The organism is Variovorax sp. AC194, assembly GCF_979257995.1.
In genome coordinates this window covers 493,781-513,274 of record NZ_OZ409823.1, presented here as the reverse complement: position 1 = coordinate 513,274, position 19,494 = coordinate 493,781, and the positions used below count along the sequence as shown (strand labels likewise).

The window sequence follows — 19,494 nt, the reverse complement described above, 5'->3', positions numbered from 1 at the left end:
TTGGGGAATGAATCCGTTGGCCGCGTGCCGGCCCGCGCCTACATCGACGCGGCCAGCATCGCCTCGTAGTCGGCGGGGCTCGCCTCGCGCGGGTTGGTCTTGTGACAGTGGTCCTTGAGCGCGCCTTCGATCACGCGCGGAAAGATCCCGGGCGAAACGTCCAGCGCCGCGAGCCCGGTCGGCAGGCCGAGCCGCTGGCTCATGGCATGGACCGCGGGCGCCACCTCGTCGGCGCCGGCCAGGTCCATGGCCTGCGCCATGCGCGCGAGCCGCTCGTCCTTCTGCATCGAAGGCGCCTTCGCGTTGAAGCGGATCACCGCGGGCAGCAGGATCGCGTTGAGCGTGCCGTGGTGCAGGCGCGGCACCAGCCCGCCCATTGCATGGCTCAGGCTGTGCACGCAGCCCAGGCCCTTCTGGAACGCGAGCGCGCCCTGCATCGAGGCGCTCATCATGTTCAGCCGCGCCTCGCGGTCGCCGGGCGTGGCGGTCGCGCGCTCGATGTGGCGCCATGCGCGGCGCAGGCCATCCAGCGCGATGCCGTCGGCCGGCGGGTTGAAGGCGGGCGCCATGAAGGTTTCCATGCAGTGCGCGATCGCGTCCATGCCGGTGGCCGCGGTGAGCATCGGCGGCAGGCCGAGCGTGAGCTCCGGGTCGCACAGCGCCACGCGCGGCACGAGGTAGGGCGACAGCACGCCGACCTTGCGGCCGTCGTCCAGGATCAGCACCGCGCCGCGGCCGACCTCGCTGCCCGTGCCGGCGGTGGTGGGCACCGCGATGACCGGCGCGGTGGCGGCGGTGATGCGCGCGGCGCCGCCCTCGATCGCGGCGAAGGACTTGAGCGGCCCCTCGTGCGTGGCGCACACCGCCACGCCCTTGGCCAGGTCGATGGCCGAGCCGCCGCCGACCGCGACGATGCCGTCGCAATCGTGCGCCGCGTACATCGCCACGGCGGCGCGCATCGCGGCCTCGGTGGGGTTGGACGGCGTGCCGTCGAACACCACGAACGCGCGGCCCGCGCCGAGCTGCGCGGTGACGCGGTCGAGCACGCCCGCCGCGCGCACGCCGGCGTCGGTCACGACCAGCGGGCGGCGGATGCCGATGCGGTCGCACTCCTGCGCGAGCAGCTGCACCGCGCCGAAGTCGATCTGGATCTGGGTGATGTAGTTGATGAGGGCCATGCGGTCTCCGGTTCGCTGTGTTCCAGGTGTTCGATGTGCTCGATGTGCTCGAGGGTTCGTTGTGGGGCGCGAGTCTAGGAACGGCCCGGTGGCGCGGCAACGTGGAATTACTTGAAGTGCGGCCGAGAAAAATTCACAAGGCCAGAGGCCCGTCATGGCGCGAGTTTTTCTTGAACGCTGCCCCAGTTTTTTTCGTTTGGCTGCGCTCCGCGCGCTCCCTAGACTTCGCCGCATTCGCAACCCGGCCTCCTTGCCGCAGGCCTCCAACGAAAGAGACACAGCCGCATGACTTCCCTGATCCAGGTCGAGCGCGACGACCGCATCGCCACCGTCGTCCTCAACAAGCCCGACAAGATGAACGCCATGGACAAGTCCATGTGGCAGGGCCTGGCGGACGCGTTCGCCGAGCTCTCGGCCGACGACGACCTGCGCTGCGTGGTGCTGCGCGGCGCCGGCGGCAAGGCCTTCTCGGCGGGCGCCGACATCGAGGAGTTCCGCACCAGCCGCGCCAACGCGGCGCAGGCCGCGGCCTACGGCGAGATCACCCACCGCGCGATGCACGCGATTGCGCACAGCAAGCACCCGACGATCGCAGTGATCGAGGGCGCCTGCGTGGGCGGCGGGCTGGAGATCGCCTCGGTGTGCGACATGCGCATCTGCGGCAACTCCAGCCGCTTCGGCGTGCCGGTCAACAAGCTGGGGCTGGTGATGTCCTTCGGCGAACTGGGCGGCCTGGTGAACCTGGTCGGCAGCGCGATCGCGCTGGAGATCGTGCTCGAAGGCCGCGTCTTCGATGCCAGGGAGGCGTTCGAGAAACGGCTGGTCAACCGCGTGGTGGACGACACCGAGGTGCTCGAACAGGGCTATGCCGCCGCCAAGCGGATCGCCGCGGGCGCGCCGCTGGTGGCGCGCTGGCACAAGGAATTCGTGCGCCGCCTGGCCGAGCCCGCGCCGCTGACCGACGCCGAGAACGCCGAGGCTTACGCCTGCTTCGACACCGAGGACTTCCAGATCGGCTTCCAGGCCTTCCTGGCCAAGGCCAGGCCCGTGTTCACCGGCCGCTGAGCCGTTCGATCGCGCCCCCACACAACCCACGGAGCACCCGCGTGTCCCTTCCTCTTCCTCTCTCCCGGATCAAGGTCCTCGACGTCAGCCAGATCATGGCCGGCCCCTTCTGCTGCATGCTGCTCGGCGACATGGGCGCGGACGTGATCAAGATCGAGACGCCCGGCATCGGCGACCAGACGCGCCGCTCGATGGGCTTTCGCCTGAAGGGCGCCGACAGCGGCGGCTTCCTCGCACTCAACCGCAACAAGCGCAGCGTGGAAATCGACCTGAAGAACCCGGCCGGCCTCGAAGCCTTCTACGCGCTCGTGAAAGACGCCGACGTGCTGGTGGAGAACAACCGCCCCGGCGTGGCCGCGCGGCTGAAGATCGACTACCCCACGCTGCGCGCGCTCAACCCGCGTCTGGTGTACGCGAGCATCTCGGGCTTCGGCCAGACCGGCCCCTGGGCCAAGCGCCCGGGCCTGGACCTGATCGCGCAGGCGATGACCGGCGTCATGAGCGTGATGGGCCATGCGGGCGAGGCGCCGGTGAAGTCGGCGATTCCGCTGGCCGACCTGGGCGCGGGCCTGTTTGCGGCCTACGGCATCCTGAGCGCGGTGATCGGCCGCGGCCTTACAGGAGAAGGCCAGTTCGTCGACGCCTCGCTCTTCGAGACGGCGATGAGCCTGTCGGTGTGGGAGTCGGCCGAGTACTGGGGCACGGGCGAGGTGCCGGTGCCCATCGGCAGCGCCAACCGCATGAGCGCGCCCTACCAGGCGGTGCGCGCGTCGGACCGCCACTTCGTGATCGGCGCGGCCAACCCGAAGCTGTGGACCGCACTGTGCACGGTGATCGGCCGCGACGACCTCACCCAAGACGCGCGCTTCACCGACAACGTGCTGCGCATCCGCAACCGGGCGGTGCTGATCGAGGAGCTGGAGCGCGAGTTCGCGCGCCGCACGGCGAACGAATGGGTCGATGCGCTGCTGGCCGCTGGCGTGCCGGCCGCGCCGATCCTCAACTACGCCGAAGCGCTGGCGAGCGACCAGGCGGTGGCGCGCGAGATGGTGCTCAAGATCCAGCACCCGGTGGAGGGCGAGACCCGCGCGCTCGGATTTCCGGTCAAGCTCGGGGGCACGCCGCAGCAGGTGCGGCATCCCGCGCCGCTGCTGGGCCAGCACACCGACCAGGTGCTGGGGGAAATCGGCATGACGCCAGCGGCGATCGAAGCCTTGCGCCAGAGTGGCGCCTTCGGAGCCGTGACCGCAGTCACTGCCGAAGCCGACGCGGCAGCAGACTGAAGACACGCAAGCCGGACAGCGCACAAGAAAACACGCGACGGAGACAAAGACAAATGAATATCGCATCGACAGACCTCGCGCGCCGCCGGCTGCTGCGCGCCATTCCCTCGGCCCTGCCCTTCGCGCTCGGGCTGCCGCTCGCGGCGATCACCGGCGCCGCGCGCGCCCAGGGCGGCACCTATCCGAACAAGCCGATCGAGCTGGTCGTGCCCTGGCAGGCCGGCGGGGGCGCCGACGTGGTGGGCCGCGCGTTCGGCGCGGCCGTCGCGAAGTACCTGCCGCAGCCCATCGTGGTCATCAACAAGCCCGGCGCGAGCGGCGTGCTGGGGCTGGGCGACGTGGTGAATGCGAAGCCCGACGGCTACCGCATCGTGCTGTCGTCCACCGAGCTCACCTTCCTGAACCACCTGGGCCTGGCCAAGTTCTCGTACAAGGACCTGCGCCCCATCGCGCGGCTGAACGCCGACCCGGCCGCGGTCGTGGTGCGTGCCGACGCGCCCTACGCGACGCTGGAGCAATTCGTCGAGGCCGCGCGCAAGGCCGACGCGAACATCCGCGTGGGCAACGCCGGCCACGGCTCGACATGGCATATGGCGGCCGCGGCGCTCGCCGAGAAGACGGGCGCGAAGTTCAACCACATTCCCTATGCGGGCGGCGCGCCCGCGGTGCTCGCGCTGCTGGGCGGCCACATCGATGCGGTGACGGTGAGCACGGCCGAGGTGTCCAGCTACGTGGCCGCCGGCAAGCTCAAGGCGCTGGCCGTGATGGCCGACCGGCGCGTGGCCGATGGCTTCGAGAAAATTCCCACGCTCAAGGAGCGCGGCATCGACCTGTCGATCGGCATCTGGCGCGGGCTCTCGGCCCCACGCGGCACGCCCGACGACGTGGTCGCGGTGCTGAAGGCGGCGACGGCCAAGGCGGTGAAGGAGCCGGTGTGGCTCGACGCCCTCGCCAAGCTGCACTTCAGCACCGACACCTACGCCGACGACGTGGCGCTCGAAGCGGTGATGGCGCGCGAGAGCGATTTCTTCAAGGCGCTCGCGGGCAAGATCAACCTGTCCAGTTGAGCGCCGAGAATCCGGCGATGAATTCGATGGGCAACGTGTTCACGTTCGACGAGCCCTTCGTCGATGCGCACCAGCACTTCTGGAACCTCGACCTGCACCCCTACCCCTGGCTGCAGGGCGAGACGGTGCCGAACTTCCGCTACGGCGACTATTCGGCGCTGCGGCGCAACTACCTGCCCGCCGACCTCGCGCGCGACACGCGCGGCCACGCGCCCGCGCTCACGGTGCACATCGAGGCCGAGTGGGCGCGCAGCGACCCGGTGGCCGAAACGCGCTGGCTCACGGCACTCGCCGCGGCCGAAGGCCGGCCCTCGGCGATCGTCGCGCACGCGGCGCTGGACCGCGACGACGCGCCCGAAATCCTCGCCGCGCAGGCCGGCTTCGCGCTGGTGCGCGGCATCCGCCACAAGCCGGTGACGGCAACGTCCGCATCGGCGGCCCGTCGAGGCCTCGCGGGCTCGATGGACGACGCGCGCTGGCGCCGCGGCTACGCGCTGCTGCATGCGCACGGGCTGTCGTTCGACCTGCAGGCGCCGTGGTGGAACCTCGACCAGGCCGCGCAGCTCGCCCGCGACTTTCCGCACACGCTGCTCGTGCTCAACCACACCGGCCTTCCGTCGGACCGCAGCGACGAAGGGCTCGCCGGCTGGCGCGGCGCGCTCGAAGGCCTGGCCGCGCAGCCGAACACCGCGATCAAGATCTCGGGGCTGGGCCGGCCCGGCCTGCCGTGGACCGAGGAAGCGAACGTGCCGCTGATTCGCGATGCGATCGCGATCTTCGGCGCCGATCGCTGCATGTTCGCGAGCAACTTCCCGGTCGACAGCCTGGTGGCGGACTACGCGACGATCCTGCGCGGCTTTCTCGCCGCCATCGCCGAGCGCCCCGCGGCGCAGCGCCGGCAGCTGCTGCACGACAACGCCGTGCGCCTCTACCGCCTGGCCTGAAGCGCGCGGCGCATCAGGCCGGCGCCACGCCCGCGTCGCGCGCGATTTCCTCGTGCACCCAGGCCACGAAGGCCATGATGCGCGGGTCGGTGCGGCGGTCCTGCGGGTAGACCATGAAGTAGGAAAACTCCACCGGCAGCGCGAGCTCGAAGGGCCGCACGAGCAGGCCGTCGGCCAGGTCCTTGATCACCCAGTTCTTCTTCACCAGCGCGACGCCCAGCCCGTCGACGGCGGCGTTGATCACGAGGTGGCTGGGCCAGAACGAAGGGCCGCGCGTCGCGTCCACGTCGGTCACGCCCGCATGCTCGAGCCACACGCCCCAGTCGGGATTGCTCACGTCGCTGTAGGTGCTGTGGTCGTGCAGCAGCACGTGGTGCTTCAGGTCGGCCGGCGTCTTCAGCGGATGCGCGCCTTCCATCAGCGCGGGGCTGCACACCGGGAACACCTCCACCGGCAGGCACAGCTCCGAATGCAGGCCCGGGTAGATGCCGCGGCCGTAGCGCACGGTCATGTCGAAGTCTTCGCGGGTGAAGTCGACCATGTGCTTGGAGGTCGAGATCTCCAGGTCGATGTCCGGGTGCGCCTGCATGAAGCGGCGCATGCGCGGGATCAGCCACTTCACCGCGAAGGTCGGCGGCAGGTTGATCTTGAGCGAGGGCGAGCCCTGCGACTGGCGCAAGAGCTGCGTGGCGTAGATGACCTGCTTGAAGGCCTCCTGGATGCCGGGCAGGTACGCCTTGCCCGCGGCGGTGAGCGTGAGCGACTTGGTGTCGCGCACGAACAGCGCGATCCCCAGGTTTTCTTCCAGCGTCTTGATCTGGTGGCTCACGGCCGAGGGCGTCACGAAGAGTTCATCGGCCGCGCGCGTGAAGCTCAGGTGCCGCGCCGCGACCTCGAAGGCCCGCAGCGGATTGAGCGGAGGGATGGGGCGCGACATGGTGGGGCGGTTCTTTCGGGAGCGGATGAGGCGCGGATAAAGCGCGAATTGGAAGGGGCGGCGGCGCTTCAATATTTTCTCGGCAATCGTTCGAGAAAAACTCGTTTGCCGCGGTGCGCCGACGTTCCTAGACTGCCTCGCGGAACGACACGCAACCAGTCGGGACAACGTCAATTGACGCACCCGCTCCATCGGAACATCGCATGAAAAAAGAACTGCACCCCGGCGCCACGCTGCAACGCGGACTCGCGGTGGACCGCGCGCGCACGGTCGACTTCCTGGGCGAGGATTTGCGCATCTACGCGACGCCCGAACTGGTGCGCGATGTGGAAGAGGCGTGCCTGGACTTCCTGCTCGATCACGCGGACGAGGGCGAGTCTTCCGTCGGCACGGCCATCGCGCTCAAGCACGTCGGCGCGACCCTGCTCGGGCAGACGGTGCGCATCGAGGCGCGCGTGCGCGCGGTCGACGGGCGCAGCGTGGACTTCGACTTCAGCGTGCACGAAGGCGACGAGGAAGTCGCCAGCGGCACGCACAGCCGCTTCGTCGTGAACGTGGCGCGGCTGCGCGCCAAGGTGCATGCGAAGGTGCAAGCGAGCCGCGTGCCGACGGCGCCCGCGCACTAGGCATCCGCCGCCGTTTCCGTCTCCAACCGCCCGCGACTGCCGCGGGCCACCCCGTGTCGAACACCGGCGCGCCGGGATCGCATTCCGGCGCGCGGGCGTTCGCCTTCCGCGGCGCGAGCCGCAACCGTGCATCTGCTGAATCCCATCACAACGAAACGAGACAAACCATGTTCATCAAGAAGACCCTCGCATCCACCCTGTTCGTCCTGGCCGCGGCTTGCGCAGCGCTCTTTGCAAGCAACTCGGCCATGGCGCAGGACCTGACCGGCAAGGTCACGCGCACGCCCACCGGCTACCTCATGGTGCTGCGCAACGGCGACGACGTCATCGCGCACATCGAGAGGCTCGCGGTGGTCGAGCAGATTCCGAGCGCGAGCATCGTGGGCATCGGCTTCATGCGCGAGGCGACGTTCGGCTTCTACGACTTCGCGAAGAAGGTCTTCAACCCGAAGACCTTCAAGGACGTGGAGCTCGCCAACCTCACCGGCTCCATCGCCTGGAAGGAGGGCAAGCCCTCGATCCACGCGCACGGCATCGTGACGGACGGCACCTTCATCGGCGCGGGCGGGCACCTGCTGGGCCTCACGGTGGGCACGGGCTCGTGCGAGATCACGGTGATCCTGCATCCGCAGCGGCTGGAGCGCTTCGTCGATCCGTCCATCGGCGCGAACGTGCTGGGGCTGCATCCGGGCGCACGATGACCGCGGGGCGGTTTCGGGCGCGGCCCGCTTGCGCCGGGATAATCGCCGGATGCCTTTCGCCACCCGCCTGATCCCGTCACTCTTCATCTGTCTCTCCGCGCTGGCCTCGGCCAGCGCCTTCGCCCAGCAAGCGCTCCCCACCGAAGTCGAAACCGCCCTGGCGCGCGCCAAGGTGTCGCGCGACACGGTGACGCTGCTGGTGGCCGATGCCGACGGCGTGCGCCCGCCGCGCCTGGCCTGGCGCTCGCAGGTGCCGGTGAATCCGGCCTCGATCATGAAGCTGGTCACCACCTACGCGGCGCTCGACCTGCTCGGCCCCGCCTACAGCTGGACCACGCCGGTGTACGTCGAGGGGTCGGTGAGCAACGGCGTGCTCAACGGCAACCTCTACATCAAGGGCCAGGGCGATCCGAAGCTGGTGCTCGAGCGCGTGTGGCTGATGCTGCGCCACGTGCAGGGCCTGGGCATCACCACGGTGAGCGGCGACATCGTGATCGACCGCAGCGCCTTCGAGAACACGGTGGAGAACGACCCGAGCGCGTTCGACGGCGAGCCGCTGCGGCCCTACAACGCATCGCCCGATGCGCTCCTGGTCAACTTCAAGTCGGTCAACATGACCTTCGCGCCCGACCGCGCCGCGCAGATCGCGCGCGTGAGCTACGAGCCGCCGCTCGCGAGCGTGGCGATGCCGGCCACCGTGCCGCTCTCGCCCGGCGAATGCGGCGACTGGCGCACCGCGCTCAAGACCGATTTCAGCGACGTGAACCGCATCCGCTTCAACGGCGCTTTTCCGGCTGCCTGCGGCGAGAAGAGCTGGGCCGTGGCCTACGGCGATCCGCGCACCTACAGCCTGCGCGCGCTCGGCGGCATGTGGGCCGAGATGGGCGGGCGTGTCGGCGGCCAGATGCGCGAGGGCCGCGTGCCCGCGGGCCTGAAGCCCGCCTTCGAGTTCAGCTCGCCGCCGCTGGCCGAGGTGATCCGCGACATCAACAAGTACAGCAACAACGTGATGGCCCAGCAGGTGTTCCTCACCATCGGCCTCACGCAGAAGAACCGCGGCACCTTCGAGGCCTCGCGCAGCGCGCTGGGCCAGTGGTGGCGCGACCGCATCGGCACGGGCGAGGCGCAGCCGGTGTTCGAGAACGGCTCGGGCCTCTCGCGCGACGAGCGCATCAGCGCCGCGGCGCTGGGCAAGATGCTGCAGGTGGCGTGGCGCTCGCCGGTGATGCCGGAGTTGATGTCGTCGCTGCCCGCCTCGGGCGTGGATGGCACGCTGAAGAAGCGCGCGCTGCGCTCGGGCGGCGCCGCGCACCTGAAGACCGGCACGCTGCGCGACGCCTCGGGCGTGGCCGGCTACGTGCACGGCGCGAGCGGCCGGCGCTATGTGCTGGTGGCCATCGCCAACGGCGAGAACGCGGGCGCCACGCGCGCCGCGTTCGACGCGCTGGTCGATTGGGCCGCACAGGACAACTGACGACCACCAACGGCTGCGCCGGCCCACGGTGTACTGAAATCTTCTGTAGGCGAACGCCGCTTGCGCGCGGCCATGGCGCTGCCCAGAATCTGACGACCGTTCGATTCCACACAGCGACAGCAGGAGACACGCCTTGAACAAGCCACAACGACAACCATCCATGCCGCTGCACAAGATGGCGGCACTCGCGGGCGCCACGCTGCTCCTTGCAGCCTGCGGGGGCGGAGGAGGTGGCGGCGGCATCGGCGTGGGCTTTCCGCCGCCCGTCACCGACACCGGACGCGGCTCGGTCGTGACCAACCCGCCCGCGCAGGTCACGCGGCTGTCGGTGGACCAGTTCAAGACACTGCTGGGCGCCGACGACAAGGGCCGCGCGCTGCTGCAGGTGGCGGGCACGCCCAAGTGCGGCATCGACACGCGCTACCTCGAATACCGCACCGTCGGCGGCAAGGGCGAAGCCACCACCGCGACCGCCGCGATCATGGTGCCCTCGGGCACCGACATCGCCTGCAACGGGGCGCGGCCGGTGGTGCTCTATGCGCACGGCACGAACGCCGCGCGCGACTACAACCTGGCCAAGTGGACCGACACGAAACAGGCGGCCGCCGGCGAAGGCGTGGTGGTCGCGGCCATGCTCGCGGCGCAGGGTTTCATCGTGGTGGCGCCCAACTACGCGGGCTACGACAAGTCGACGCTCGCCTACCACCCGTACCTGAACGGCGACCAGCAGGGCAAGGACATGGTCGATGCGCTCACCGCGGCGCGCAAGACCTTCTCGGGCATCGACGCGAACGACGCGGGCTCGCTCTTCATCACCGGCTACTCGCAGGGCGGCTACGTCGCGATGGCCGCGCACCGCGAGATGCAGGCCACGGGCAAGGCCGTGACGGCCTCGGCGCCGCTCTCGGCCCCTTCGGCCATCAGCCTTCTGACCGACTACACCTTCCAGGGCTGGCCGGCGCTGGGCGCGACGCTCTTCGTGCCGCTGCTGTCGACCAGCTGGCAGCAGCAGTTCGGCAACGTCTACAACGCCACCAGCGACGTGTACGAAGCGCAGTACGCCACCGGCATCGACACCCTGCTGCCGAGCGCGACGCCGGACACGCTGTTCACCAGCGGCAAGCTGCCGCAGCTGGCGCTGTTCCCGGCAGGCGCCACGCCGGGACCGGTGAGCCCGGACCTCTCGATCTTCTACGGCGCCAACAACCTGGTGCGCCAGAGCTACCTCACGCAGGCGGCGGGCGACATCCAGTCCAACCCCTGCCCCGGCAACGCGCTGCCCGCGACGGCGGCTTCGCTCGGCGCGACGGCGCCGCTCAATTGCAGCCCCTCGACGGGCTTTCGCAAGGCGGCGCTCGCCAACGACCTGCGCAACTGGGTGCCGACCCGGCCGGTGCTGATGTGCGGCGGCGCCAACGACCCGACGGTGAACTTCGTGAGCACCCGCGCCACCGCGGGCTACTTCCGCGCGAAGGGCATGCCTGCCGCGGCGCTGTCGGTGGTGGACCTGGAGGATTCCGCCGCGATCGACGCCTACTCGGCCGCCCGCGCGGGCTTCGCGCAGGCCAAGAGCTCGCTCGCGCAAAGCACGGCGGGTAGCGACGCCGACAAGGCGCGCGCGGTCACCGCCGCGTACCACGGCACGCTGGCGCCGCCGTTCTGCCTGGCGGCAGCGCGCGGGTTCTTCCAGGGCGTGCTTGTCGCCGGGGGATAGGGCTCGCCCCCAGGCTGCGCGCACTTCGTGTCGCTTCGCCAACCCCCGACCGGGGGCAACACCTGAGGCCCGGCAAAGCCGGTTCCTCGGTGTTTCTGGATCAGGCGGCCGAGGCGCGCTGGAGCCGGTCGCGCACGCCTTCCCACTCGGGCGTGTCGGGCGGCGTCTCGACCCAGATCAGCTTGACGCCTTGCGCGTCGAACTCGCGCAGCACCGCGAACAGCTGGTGCGCGCTGGTCGCCGCGTCGTCGGGCATGCGCCGCTGCAGCACGCGTTGCGAGCGGCAGCGCAGGCTGCTGCGCGCCCAGACGGCGATGTGCGCGGCATTGGCGCCGAGCACGTCCAGGCCCGTCTGCAGCGCCTTGGCATCCATCAGCCGCAGCTTGGCGTTCGGCGCGTAGTGCGCCTCGAGCGTGCCCGAGGCGCGCGGATCGGGGGTTTCGAGCACGTCGCGATCGCTGAGCTTCTCGCCGCAGGCCGCTTCGATCTGCGCGCGCGTGATGAGGCCGGGGCGCAGCAGCACGGGCGCACCGCGGCTGCAGTCGACGATGGTGGATTCGATGCCGACTTCGCAGGCGCCACCGTCGATGACCGGCACGGCCTCGCCGAACTCGTCGTAGACGTGCTGGGCCGTCGTCGGGCTCACGCGGCCGAAGCGGTTGGCACTCGGCCCCGCGACGCCCGGCACGCCCTGCTCGGCGCAGGCCTCGAGCAGCGCCTGGGCCACGGGGTGCGAGGGGCAGCGCAGGCCGATGGTGTCCTGCCCGCCCGCCGCCGCGGCGCCCACGCCGGGCTGGCGCGTGACGATCAGCGTGAGCGGGCCGGGCCAGAAGGCCTGCACCAGCTTCTGCGCGAAGAGCGGCAGCGGCTGGGCGAAGCGCGAGAGCGCCTCGGTGCCTTTCATGCCGGCGGCAACGTGCACGATCAGCGGATGGTCGGCGGGCCGCCCCTTGGCCTTGAAGATCCCGGCCACGGCCATGTCGCTGCTCGCGTCGGCGCCCAGGCCGTAGACGGTCTCGGTCGGAAAGGCGACGAGGCCGCCCGCGCGCAGCACGCGCACGGCCTCGGCGATGGCCTCGGGGGATTGGCCGTCGAGGATCATGCGAGACCGGTCACATCCACCGCCGGCAGGCCCAGCAGCAGGGCGGCCTGCGAGGCATTGGCGCGCACGCTCTCCAGCGTGGCGCCGGTGAGCGTCAGGTGGCCCATCTTGCGGCCGGGCCGCGGCTCGATCTTTCCGTAGAGGTGCAGGTGCACGCCAGGCAGCGCGAGCACGTCGCTCCAGCGCGGCGAGACCGGTTTTTCTTCACCGGACGTGAACCACAGGTCGCCCAGCAGGTTCAGCATGATCGCGGGGCTGTGCTGGCGCGGCGGCGCGAGCGGCAGGCCCGCGAGGGTGCGCACCTGCAGCTCGAACTGCGACACGTCGCAGGCTTCCATCGTGTAGTGGCCGCTGTTGTGCGGGCGCGGCGCCATTTCGTTGACCACCAGCGAGCCGTCGGCCAGCGCGAAGAATTCGACGCACAGCACGCCCACGTAGCCCAGGCCGTTGGCGATGCTTTTCGCGGAATTGACCGCGCCCTGCGCCACCGTCTTGGGCATGTTCAGCGCGTGCACCTCGGTGACGGCCAGGATGCCGTCGCGGTGCAGGTTGCGCTGGGGCGGAAAGTGCACGATCTGCCCGTCGCGGCCGCGCGCAAGAATCACCGAGCACTCGAATTCGAGCGGCAGCATCTTCTCGAGCACGCAGGGCACGCAGCCTGTGGCCTGCCAGGCCTGGACCAGCTCGGCGCGCGTCTTCACGCGCTGCTGGCCCTTGCCGTCGTAGCCCAGGCGCGCGGTCTTCAGGATGCCGGGCAGGAGGTGGTCTTCAACGGCGGCCAGCTGGGCGGCCGTCTCGATGGCCGCGTAGGGCGCGCAGGGCACGCCGCAGCGGGTGAAATGGGCCTTCTCGGCGATGCGGTCCTGCGCGATGGCGATGGCCGAGGCGCCGGGCGCCACGGGGCGCGCCACGGCCAGGTGCTCCAGCGAGGGCGCGGGCACGTTCTCGAACTCGGTGGTCACCGCGTCGGCCAGGCCGGCCAGGCGGGCGAGGCCGTCGACATCGGCGTAGTCGGTGTGGATGTGGTGATGGCTCACCCGGCCGGCGGGGCTGTCGGCGTCGGGGTCGAGCACCGCGGTGAAGTAGCCCATGCGCTGGGCCGCGTGCGCGAACATGCGGCCCAGCTGGCCGCCCCCGAGCACGCCGAGCGTGGCGCCCGGGAGGATGGGCAGGTCGCCGTTCTTGGTCACAGGGCACCTCCGCCTTGCGGCGAGAAAGGAGAAACGGCGGGCGGGGCCGCGGGGGCCTCGCCGGCGGGGGCCGGCGGCAGCGTCATGGCTTCGGCGGCGGCGGTCTGGGCTGTGCGGAAGGCGTCGAGCCTGGCGCGCAGCGCGGGGTTGTTCACCGCCAGCATCGCCACCGCGAACAGCGCGGCGTTGGCCGCGCCGGCATTGCCGATCGCGAAGGTGGCCACCGGCACGCCCTTGGGCATCTGCACGATGCTGTAGAGGGAATCGACGCCCTGCAGGTGGCGGCTGGCCACCGGCACGCCGAGCACCGGCACCGTGGTTTTGGAGGCCAGCATGCCCGGCAGGTGGGCCGCGCCGCCCGCTCCGGCGATGATCGCGGTGAGCCCGCGCCCGGCGGCGCTTTCGGCGTACGCGAACAGCGCATCGGGCATCCGGTGGGCCGAGACCACCCTGGCTTCGTGCCCGATTCCGAATTGCTGGAGAATCTCGACCGCGTTGCGCATCGTCTCCCAATCGGAGTTCGAGCCCATCACTACACCGACCTGAATGGTTTCGTTCATGGTTTCAATTTTACGTTTCACCCCCAGCTGGTTCCGATGATCGACATCACTCTCGAAAATTTCCAGGCCGAACTGATCGAAGGCTCCGTCGCCACACCGGTGCTGCTGGACATCTGGGCCGAATGGTGCGGCCCCTGCAAGCAGCTCGGCCCGGTGCTCGAAAAGCTCGAGGTCGAATACGCCGGCCGCTTCACGCTGGCCAAGCTCGATGCCGACAAGGTGCCGCAGATTTCGTCGCAACTGTCCGAGATGTTCGGCGTGCGCAGCATCCCGTTCTGCGTGATGTTCAAGGACGGCCAGCCGGTGGACGGCTTCGTGGGCGCCATTCCGGCCGAGAAGATCCGCGAATTCCTCGACAAGCACGTGCCCGGCGCCGACGAGGCCGAGGCCGCCTCGGAAGAAGCTGCCGCGCAGGAAGCGCTGGCCGAGGGCGACACGGAGGGCGCGCTCGAGAAGCTGCAGCACGCGGTGGCCACCGACCCGGCCAACGACGACGCCCGCTTCGACTACATCAAGCTCCTGCTGCAGGAAGGCCGCGTCGACGACGCCAAGGTGGCCTTCGCCCCCGTGATCGCCAAGACCTCCCTGGTGCGCCGCTTCGATGCGCTGCAGCGCTGGATGGACGCCATCGATTTCGCGGCGCCCGTCGCGGGCCCCGCGCCCGCAATCGCCGAGTTCGACGCGAAGATCGCCGCCAACAAGCGCGACTTCGACGCCCGCTTCGGCCGCGCCCGCCTCCTGATGGCCGGGCAGCGCTGGACCGACGCGATGGACGAGTTGCTGGACATCCTGATGCGCGACAAGAGCTGGAGCGAAGAGCTCGCCCGCAAGACCTACATCGCGATCCTCGATGTGATCGAGCCGCCGAAGGTGAAGGTGGCCGACGGGCAGATTCCGCCGGACGACCCGGTCGTGGCCACGTACCGCCGGCGCCTGAGCAGCGTCGTGCTGAGCTGACACCGCAAAATGCGCAGTTTGATGCGCATTGAATTGAAAAAGCGACTCAAGGGTCGCTTTTTTATTGCCTGTTCGGTCTTAGATAGATAGCATTGCTACTCAATTTGCAGAAAAAGCGTACGCCAATGCTCCAACTCACCGAAGAACTCGAAAAAGCCCGCAAGGCCGGCGGCCTGAGCCAGGAGGCGCTGGCCACGCAGGCGGGGCTCTCGCGCATGACGGTGCAGCGCATCGAGAGCGGCCAGATCGATCCGCGCCTGTCGACGCTGCTGGAGATGGCGCGCGTGCTGGGGCTCGAACTGATGCCCGTGCCCGCCACGCTGCGCCCGCAGCTCGAAGATTTCGTGCGCTCGGGCGGCCGCTTGCTGGGCCAGCCGGCGGGCGTGGGCGCGCCGCCCTCCATCGCGCAGAGCCTGGCTGACGAAAGCCGGTGAGCACGAGCGCCGCCTTCAACACCGGCATCCGCTACCTGCGGATGTACCTGCATGCGCCGGATGGCGATGCACAAGACCCCCACGCTTCCGCACTTCGTGTCGGCGCTGCCCCCCAAGGGGGCTCGCCCGCCTCGGGGCGGCCCAGCGGCGGGCGGCGCGCCATCGGCTATCTCTCGCAGTACGGCGACATCCTGCGCGTGTCGTTCGACGAGGCGTACATCGCCGATGCGGGGCGCCCGACGCTGTCGCTCGCCTACCGCGGCGCCGACGAGGCTGCGACGCGCGCCATCCTGGCCTCGGCGCGCGACACCCGCGTCTCGCGCAGCGACGGCCACTGGCCGAGCTATTTCCAGAACCTGCTGCCCGAGGGCCACAACCGCGAGCGCCTCGCGCAGCAGCGCGGCTGCGCGGCCGACGACGAGTTCGAGCTGCTCGCCGCCGCCGGCCACGACCTGATGGGCGCGCTCGAAGTCGAGCCGGTGCCCACGGCCGAAGGCATTCCCGACACCGTGCGCCACTGGCACACGGCGCTCGGGCTCGATGTGCTGGAGCCCGGCTTCGTCGAGATGCCGGTCGAAGACGCCGCCGCCATTCCCGGCGTGGTGACCAAGTTTTCCGCGGTGCAGGACGGGCGGCGCTACGTGGTGCGGCGCCATGGGGCCGCCGGCTCCTTCATCCTCAAGCTGCCGAGCACGCGGCATCCGGACCTGGTCGACAACGAATTCACCGGCTATCGCCTCTGCGGCGCGCTGGGCCTGGATTGCGCCGAAGCCACCGTGATCGGCCGCGCCGACGCCGACCTGCCCGAGCAGGTGCGCTTCGAGCAGATCCTTGCGGTGCGCCGCTTCGACCGCACCCCCGAGGGCGGGCGCATCCACATGGAGGAGTTCGCGCAGGTGCTGCAGTACGAGCCCCGGCAGAAGTACGGCCGGGGCCTGGCGGTCGACTGGCCCGCGATGCTGCGCGTGCTCGACCGGCTCTCGCCCAATCCGGTGGCCGACGTGCGCGAGTGCGTGCGGCGCATCGTCGCCTTCATCCTCCTGGGCAACAGCGACGCGCACCTGAAGAACTGGGCGCTGCGCTACCCGGACGGCGTGGCGCCGGTGCTCGCGCCGCTCTACGACCCGGTGTGCGTGGCCGCCTTCTTCGAGGACGTGCCGGCCGGCGACTATGGCGTGAACCGCGCGATCGACGCCAAGCTGCGCGCCTTTGATTGGCCGGCGCTCGACGCCCTGCTGCGCTCGGCGGGCCTGCTGCGCCCGGCGCGGCTCATGGCGATTGCCCGCGACACGGTGCGCCAGGCGCAGGCCGAATGGCCCGCGCTGCTCGCCCGGGACGGCACGCCGGCCAGCGTGCGGCGTTGCGTCCAGGCCCGGTTGGCGGGCGGCGTGGCGCTGGCGTCATTGGCGAGCTAGGCGTCGTCGCATACGATGGCGCCCGATTTCATCTTGTTGCAGATTCAAAAGGAAAGACTGGCCATGCGTTCCTTCGCCCGCCACATTGCGCTCCCCGTGCTTGCCACGGCTGCGCTGTTGATCACCTTGACCGGCTGCGGGAGCGGCATCAGCCTGGACGAACCCATCGAAGGCCCGCTCTGGCGTCTCACGCAGCTGGGCGACGAGTCCATCACGCCGGGTGGCGATGCGCAGATCCAGTTCGACCGCAGCAGCGGCCGCGTGAGCGGCTCGGGCGGCTGCAACCGCGTCTCGGGCACCTACACCCGCAGCGGCATCACCTTGAAGATCGGGCAGCTGGCGGCCACGCGCATGGCCTGCGCGGACCCGGTGCGCGGCGCCAACGAAGCGCAGTTCCTCTCGGCCCTGCAGAGCACCTCGAGCTACAGCCTTGCGCCGGGGCGGCTCGCGCTGCTGGACGCCGGCGGGCGGACCGTGGCGACGTTGAGTTCGGGGAACCGCTGAAGGCGGCCGCCGCCGGGCCCGCCCCAAGGCGAGCCGCGCCTCCCCCTCGGGGGGTGGCGAATTACACGCAGCGAAGCGAAGTGAAAAGCCGGGGGGCTCTATCGCTCAGCCGGTGAGGCGCTCGAGTGCTTCCCGGTATTTGGCGGCGGTCTTTTCGATGACTTCCGCCGGCAGGCGCGGCGCCGGCGGCGTCTTGTCCCAGGGCTTGCCGTTGATCTTGGTGGCCTCGAGCCAGTCGCGCACGAACTGCTTGTCGTAGCTCGGCGGGTTGGTGCCGGCGGCGAGCGCCGCCTCGTAGCCTTCCACGGGCCAGTAGCGCGAGCTGTCGGGCGTGAGCACCTCGTCCATCAGCACCAGCGTGCCGGCTTCGTCCAGGCCGAATTCGAACTTGGTGTCGGCAATGATCATTCCCTTGGTGAGGGCGATCTGCGCGGCGGTTTCGTAGATCGCGATGCTGGTCTCGCGGATCTGTTGCGCGAGCTTGGGGCCGACGATCTCGACCACGCGGTCGTAGCTGATGTTCTCGTCGTGCTCGCCGGCCGCGGCCTTGGCGGCGGGCGTGAAGATCGGGCGCGGCAGCTTGCTCGCGTTGGTCAGTCCCTCGGGCAGCGGCACGCCGCAGACCGATCGGCTTTCCTGGTACTCCTTCCAGCCGCTGCCGGCCAGGTAGCCGCGCACCACGGCCTCCACCGGAATCGGCTTCAGTCGCTTGACCAGCATCGAGCGCCGGGTGACCTGGGGCACCTCTTCGGCGGTGACCACGCTCTCGGGGGCGTCGCCGGTCAGGTGGTTGGGGCAGAGCTGGCCGAGCCGCTCGAACCACCACAGCGCCATCTGCGTGAGGATCTCGCCCTTGCCGGGAATCGGCTCGCCCATGATCACGTCGAAGGCGCTGAGCCGGTCGCTCGCGACCATCAGGATGCGGTCCTCGCCGACGGCGTAGTTGTCGCGCACCTTGCCGCGCGCAAGCAGGGGCAGGCTCTGGATGGAGGAGGTGTGGACGGTGGTCATGGGAACAAGGGCAGAGATGCTGTGGGGAAAACGGGTGACGGGAAAGCGGATTGTGCGCGCAGAAAAAAGCCACCGTACGCGGTGGCCAGCGGATTTTCGGGAGACCCGCCTCATTCGGGAGGCCGCCGCGCACGGCCGCCCGAAGCGGCCGGCCTGCCCCCGGTAGGGGGTTGGCGAAGCGACACGAAGTGCGCGCAGCCTGGGGGCGAGCCTGGTTAGACGACTTCCTGGGCCAATTCGCCCTTGGCGTACTTGGCAGCGACCACTTGCAGCGTGTCGCCCTTGATCTTGGCGCCCTGGCCTTCGCAGCCGAACTCGATGTAGCGCTGCTTGCAGATCAGCCTGGCGGCTTCGCGCGCGGGCTTGAGCCATTCGCGGGCGTCGAACTTCTCGGGGTTCTCGGCCAGGAACTTGCGCACCGCGCCAGTCATTGCCAGGCGAATGTCGGTGTCGATGTTGATCTTGCGCACGCCGTGCTTGATGGCTTCCTGGATTTCCTTGACGGGCACGCCGTAGGTTTCCTTCATGTTGCCGCCGTACTGGCGAATGATCGCCAGCAGTTCCTGCGGCACGCTCGAGGAGCCATGCATCACCAGGTGGGTGTTGGGAATGCGACGGTGGATTTCCTTGATGCGGTCGATCGCCAGGATGTCGCCGGTGGGCTCGCGGGTGAACTTGTAGGCGCCGTGGCTGGTGCCGATGGCGATGGCCAGCGCGTCGATCTGGGTGCGCTTGACGAAGTCGGCCGCTTGCTCGGGGTCGGTGAGCAGTTGCTCGCGCGTCATGGTGTCGTCGGTGCCGTGGCCGTCTTCCTTGTCGCCCTTCATGGTCTCCAGCGAGCCGAGGCAGCCGAGCTCGCCTTCGACGGTCACGCCCAGGCGGTGGGCCATGTCCGACACCTTCTTGGTGACGTCCACGTTGTAGTCGTAGCTGGCGATGGTCTTGCCGTCGGCTTCGAGCGAGCCGTCCATCATGACCGAGCTGAAGCCCAGGTCGATGGCGCCCTTGCAGACGTCGGGGTTCTGGCCGTGGTCCTGGTGCATGACCAGCGGGATGTTGGGGTACTGCTCGATCGCGGCCTGGATCAGGTGCTTGATGAAGGCTTCGCCGGCGTATTTGCGGGCCCCTGCGCTGGCTTGCAGGATGACGGGGGCGCCGGTTTCCTTGGCGGCCTCCATCACGGCCTGGACCTGTTCGAGATTGTTGACGTTGAAGGCCGGAATGCCGTAGCCGTTGGCTGCGGCGTGGTCCAGCAGTTCGCGCATCGAGACGAGTGCCATGGAAATACCTCGCGGGAAATAAGGAAAGAAGAAGGCGGAAAGACGAGAGAAA

At 69.7% G+C, this 19,494-nt stretch carries 19 protein-coding genes; 12 read left to right on the top strand and 7 right to left on the bottom strand.

Features of this window, described 5'->3' with window-relative positions; all coding sequences use genetic code 11:
• Positions 1-38 precede the first annotated feature (38 nt).
• Positions 39-1,178 (bottom strand): iron-containing alcohol dehydrogenase, encoded by a 1,140-nt coding sequence (locus ACZYRS_RS02425; protein ID WP_463417992.1) that lies wholly within the window; start codon positions 1,176-1,178, stop codon positions 39-41.
• A 285-nt stretch (positions 1,179-1,463) separates the two neighbouring features.
• Here ACZYRS_RS02425 and ACZYRS_RS02420 point away from each other — a divergent pair, with 285 nt between their 5' ends.
• From ACZYRS_RS02420 to ACZYRS_RS02405, 4 genes are read left to right on the top strand one after another with little or no spacing between them, the layout of a single operon-like run.
• On the top strand, positions 1,464-2,243 hold the full coding sequence (locus ACZYRS_RS02420) for an enoyl-CoA hydratase-related protein (RefSeq protein ID WP_463417991.1): 780 nt from the start codon (positions 1,464-1,466) through the stop codon (positions 2,241-2,243).
• Positions 2,244-2,284: 41 nt separating this feature from the next.
• Positions 2,285-3,526, top strand: a complete 1,242-nt coding sequence (locus tag ACZYRS_RS02415; protein ID WP_463417990.1) for a CaiB/BaiF CoA transferase family protein — start codon at positions 2,285-2,287, stop codon at positions 3,524-3,526.
• Positions 3,527-3,579: 53 nt separating this feature from the next.
• Positions 3,580-4,593 carry a Bug family tripartite tricarboxylate transporter substrate binding protein gene (locus ACZYRS_RS02410; RefSeq protein WP_463417989.1) on the top strand — a complete coding sequence of 338 codons (1,014 nt, stop codon included), beginning with the start codon at positions 3,580-3,582 and terminating at the stop codon, positions 4,591-4,593.
• Positions 4,590-5,537 (top strand): amidohydrolase family protein, encoded by a 948-nt coding sequence (locus ACZYRS_RS02405; protein ID WP_463417988.1) that lies wholly within the window; start codon positions 4,590-4,592, stop codon positions 5,535-5,537. Before ACZYRS_RS02410 ends, ACZYRS_RS02405 begins: the two co-directional genes overlap by 4 nt.
• 13 nt (positions 5,538-5,550) lie before the next feature.
• On the opposite strand, the gene ACZYRS_RS02400 is transcribed toward ACZYRS_RS02405, so the two are convergent.
• The gene (locus ACZYRS_RS02400; protein WP_198788912.1) at positions 5,551-6,474 is read right to left on the bottom strand and encodes a transcriptional regulator GcvA; all 924 of its coding nucleotides are present in this window, start codon (positions 6,472-6,474) and stop codon (positions 5,551-5,553) included.
• Positions 6,475-6,677: 203 nt separating this feature from the next.
• Between ACZYRS_RS02400 and ACZYRS_RS02395 the strand changes: the two genes are divergently transcribed.
• The 4 genes from ACZYRS_RS02395 (at position 6,678) to ACZYRS_RS02380 (ending at position 10,989) form a co-directional block, all read left to right on the top strand.
• Complete coding sequence (locus tag ACZYRS_RS02395) at positions 6,678-7,100, top strand: thioesterase family protein (protein ID WP_463417987.1); 423 nt, start codon at positions 6,678-6,680, stop codon at positions 7,098-7,100.
• Between the two features lie 167 nt (positions 7,101-7,267).
• Positions 7,268-7,801 carry a PPC domain-containing DNA-binding protein gene (locus ACZYRS_RS02390; protein ID WP_463417986.1) on the top strand — a complete coding sequence of 178 codons (534 nt, stop codon included), beginning with the start codon at positions 7,268-7,270 and terminating at the stop codon, positions 7,799-7,801.
• Positions 7,802-7,850: 49 nt separating this feature from the next.
• Positions 7,851-9,275: a D-alanyl-D-alanine carboxypeptidase/D-alanyl-D-alanine endopeptidase gene (gene dacB / locus ACZYRS_RS02385; RefSeq protein ID WP_463417985.1), complete on the top strand. Its 1,425-nt coding sequence runs from the start codon at positions 7,851-7,853 to the stop codon at positions 9,273-9,275.
• Positions 9,276-9,408: 133 nt separating this feature from the next.
• Complete coding sequence (locus ACZYRS_RS02380; RefSeq protein WP_463417984.1) at positions 9,409-10,989, top strand: alpha/beta hydrolase family protein; 1,581 nt, start codon at positions 9,409-9,411, stop codon at positions 10,987-10,989.
• Positions 10,990-11,089: 100 nt separating this feature from the next.
• Here the strand turns inward: ACZYRS_RS02380 and ACZYRS_RS02375 are convergent, their stop codons facing one another.
• The 3 genes from ACZYRS_RS02375 to purE are packed head-to-tail and all read right to left on the bottom strand — an operon-like array spanning position 11,090 to position 13,841.
• Entirely contained in the window at positions 11,090-12,091 is a 1,002-nt protein-coding gene (locus ACZYRS_RS02375; RefSeq protein WP_463417983.1) for an L-threonylcarbamoyladenylate synthase, read from the bottom strand.
• Positions 12,088-13,281 (bottom strand): 5-(carboxyamino)imidazole ribonucleotide synthase, encoded by a 1,194-nt coding sequence (locus ACZYRS_RS02370; RefSeq protein ID WP_463417982.1) that lies wholly within the window; start codon positions 13,279-13,281, stop codon positions 12,088-12,090. Before ACZYRS_RS02370 ends, ACZYRS_RS02375 begins: the two co-directional genes overlap by 4 nt.
• Positions 13,278-13,841 carry a 5-(carboxyamino)imidazole ribonucleotide mutase gene (gene purE, locus ACZYRS_RS02365; protein WP_463417981.1) on the bottom strand — a complete coding sequence of 188 codons (564 nt, stop codon included), beginning with the start codon at positions 13,839-13,841 and terminating at the stop codon, positions 13,278-13,280. The genes ACZYRS_RS02370 and purE overlap by 4 nt, the downstream gene beginning before the upstream one ends.
• A 36-nt stretch (positions 13,842-13,877) precedes the next feature.
• On the opposite strand from purE, the gene ACZYRS_RS02360 reads away from it, so the two are divergent.
• The 4 genes from ACZYRS_RS02360 to ACZYRS_RS02345 all read left to right on the top strand — a co-directional run bounded on the left by ACZYRS_RS02360 (position 13,878) and on the right by ACZYRS_RS02345 (position 17,151).
• Positions 13,878-14,798: a tetratricopeptide repeat protein gene (locus ACZYRS_RS02360; RefSeq protein ID WP_198788904.1), complete on the top strand. Its 921-nt coding sequence runs from the start codon at positions 13,878-13,880 to the stop codon at positions 14,796-14,798.
• Positions 14,799-14,923: 125 nt separating this feature from the next.
• Positions 14,924-15,232, top strand: a complete 309-nt coding sequence (locus ACZYRS_RS02355; protein WP_013544157.1) for a helix-turn-helix domain-containing protein — start codon at positions 14,924-14,926, stop codon at positions 15,230-15,232.
• Positions 15,233-15,273: 41 nt separating this feature from the next.
• Positions 15,274-16,647 (top strand): type II toxin-antitoxin system HipA family toxin, encoded by a 1,374-nt coding sequence (locus ACZYRS_RS02350; protein ID WP_463422442.1) that lies wholly within the window; start codon positions 15,274-15,276, stop codon positions 16,645-16,647.
• Positions 16,648-16,710: 63 nt separating this feature from the next.
• Positions 16,711-17,151, top strand: a complete 441-nt coding sequence (locus tag ACZYRS_RS02345) for an META domain-containing protein (protein WP_198788903.1) — start codon at positions 16,711-16,713, stop codon at positions 17,149-17,151.
• A gap of 105 nt (positions 17,152-17,256) precedes the next feature.
• On the opposite strand, the gene ACZYRS_RS02340 is transcribed toward ACZYRS_RS02345, so the two are convergent.
• Together ACZYRS_RS02340 and fba are read right to left on the bottom strand one after the other, a co-directional pair.
• Positions 17,257-18,162, bottom strand: coding sequence for a phosphoribosylaminoimidazolesuccinocarboxamide synthase (locus ACZYRS_RS02340; protein ID WP_198788902.1), 906 nt, complete (start codon positions 18,160-18,162; stop codon positions 17,257-17,259).
• 215 nt (positions 18,163-18,377) lie between these two features.
• Positions 18,378-19,442 (bottom strand): class II fructose-bisphosphate aldolase, encoded by a 1,065-nt coding sequence (gene fba, locus ACZYRS_RS02335; protein ID WP_018905207.1) that lies wholly within the window; start codon positions 19,440-19,442, stop codon positions 18,378-18,380.
• Positions 19,443-19,494: the final 52 nt, after the last annotated feature.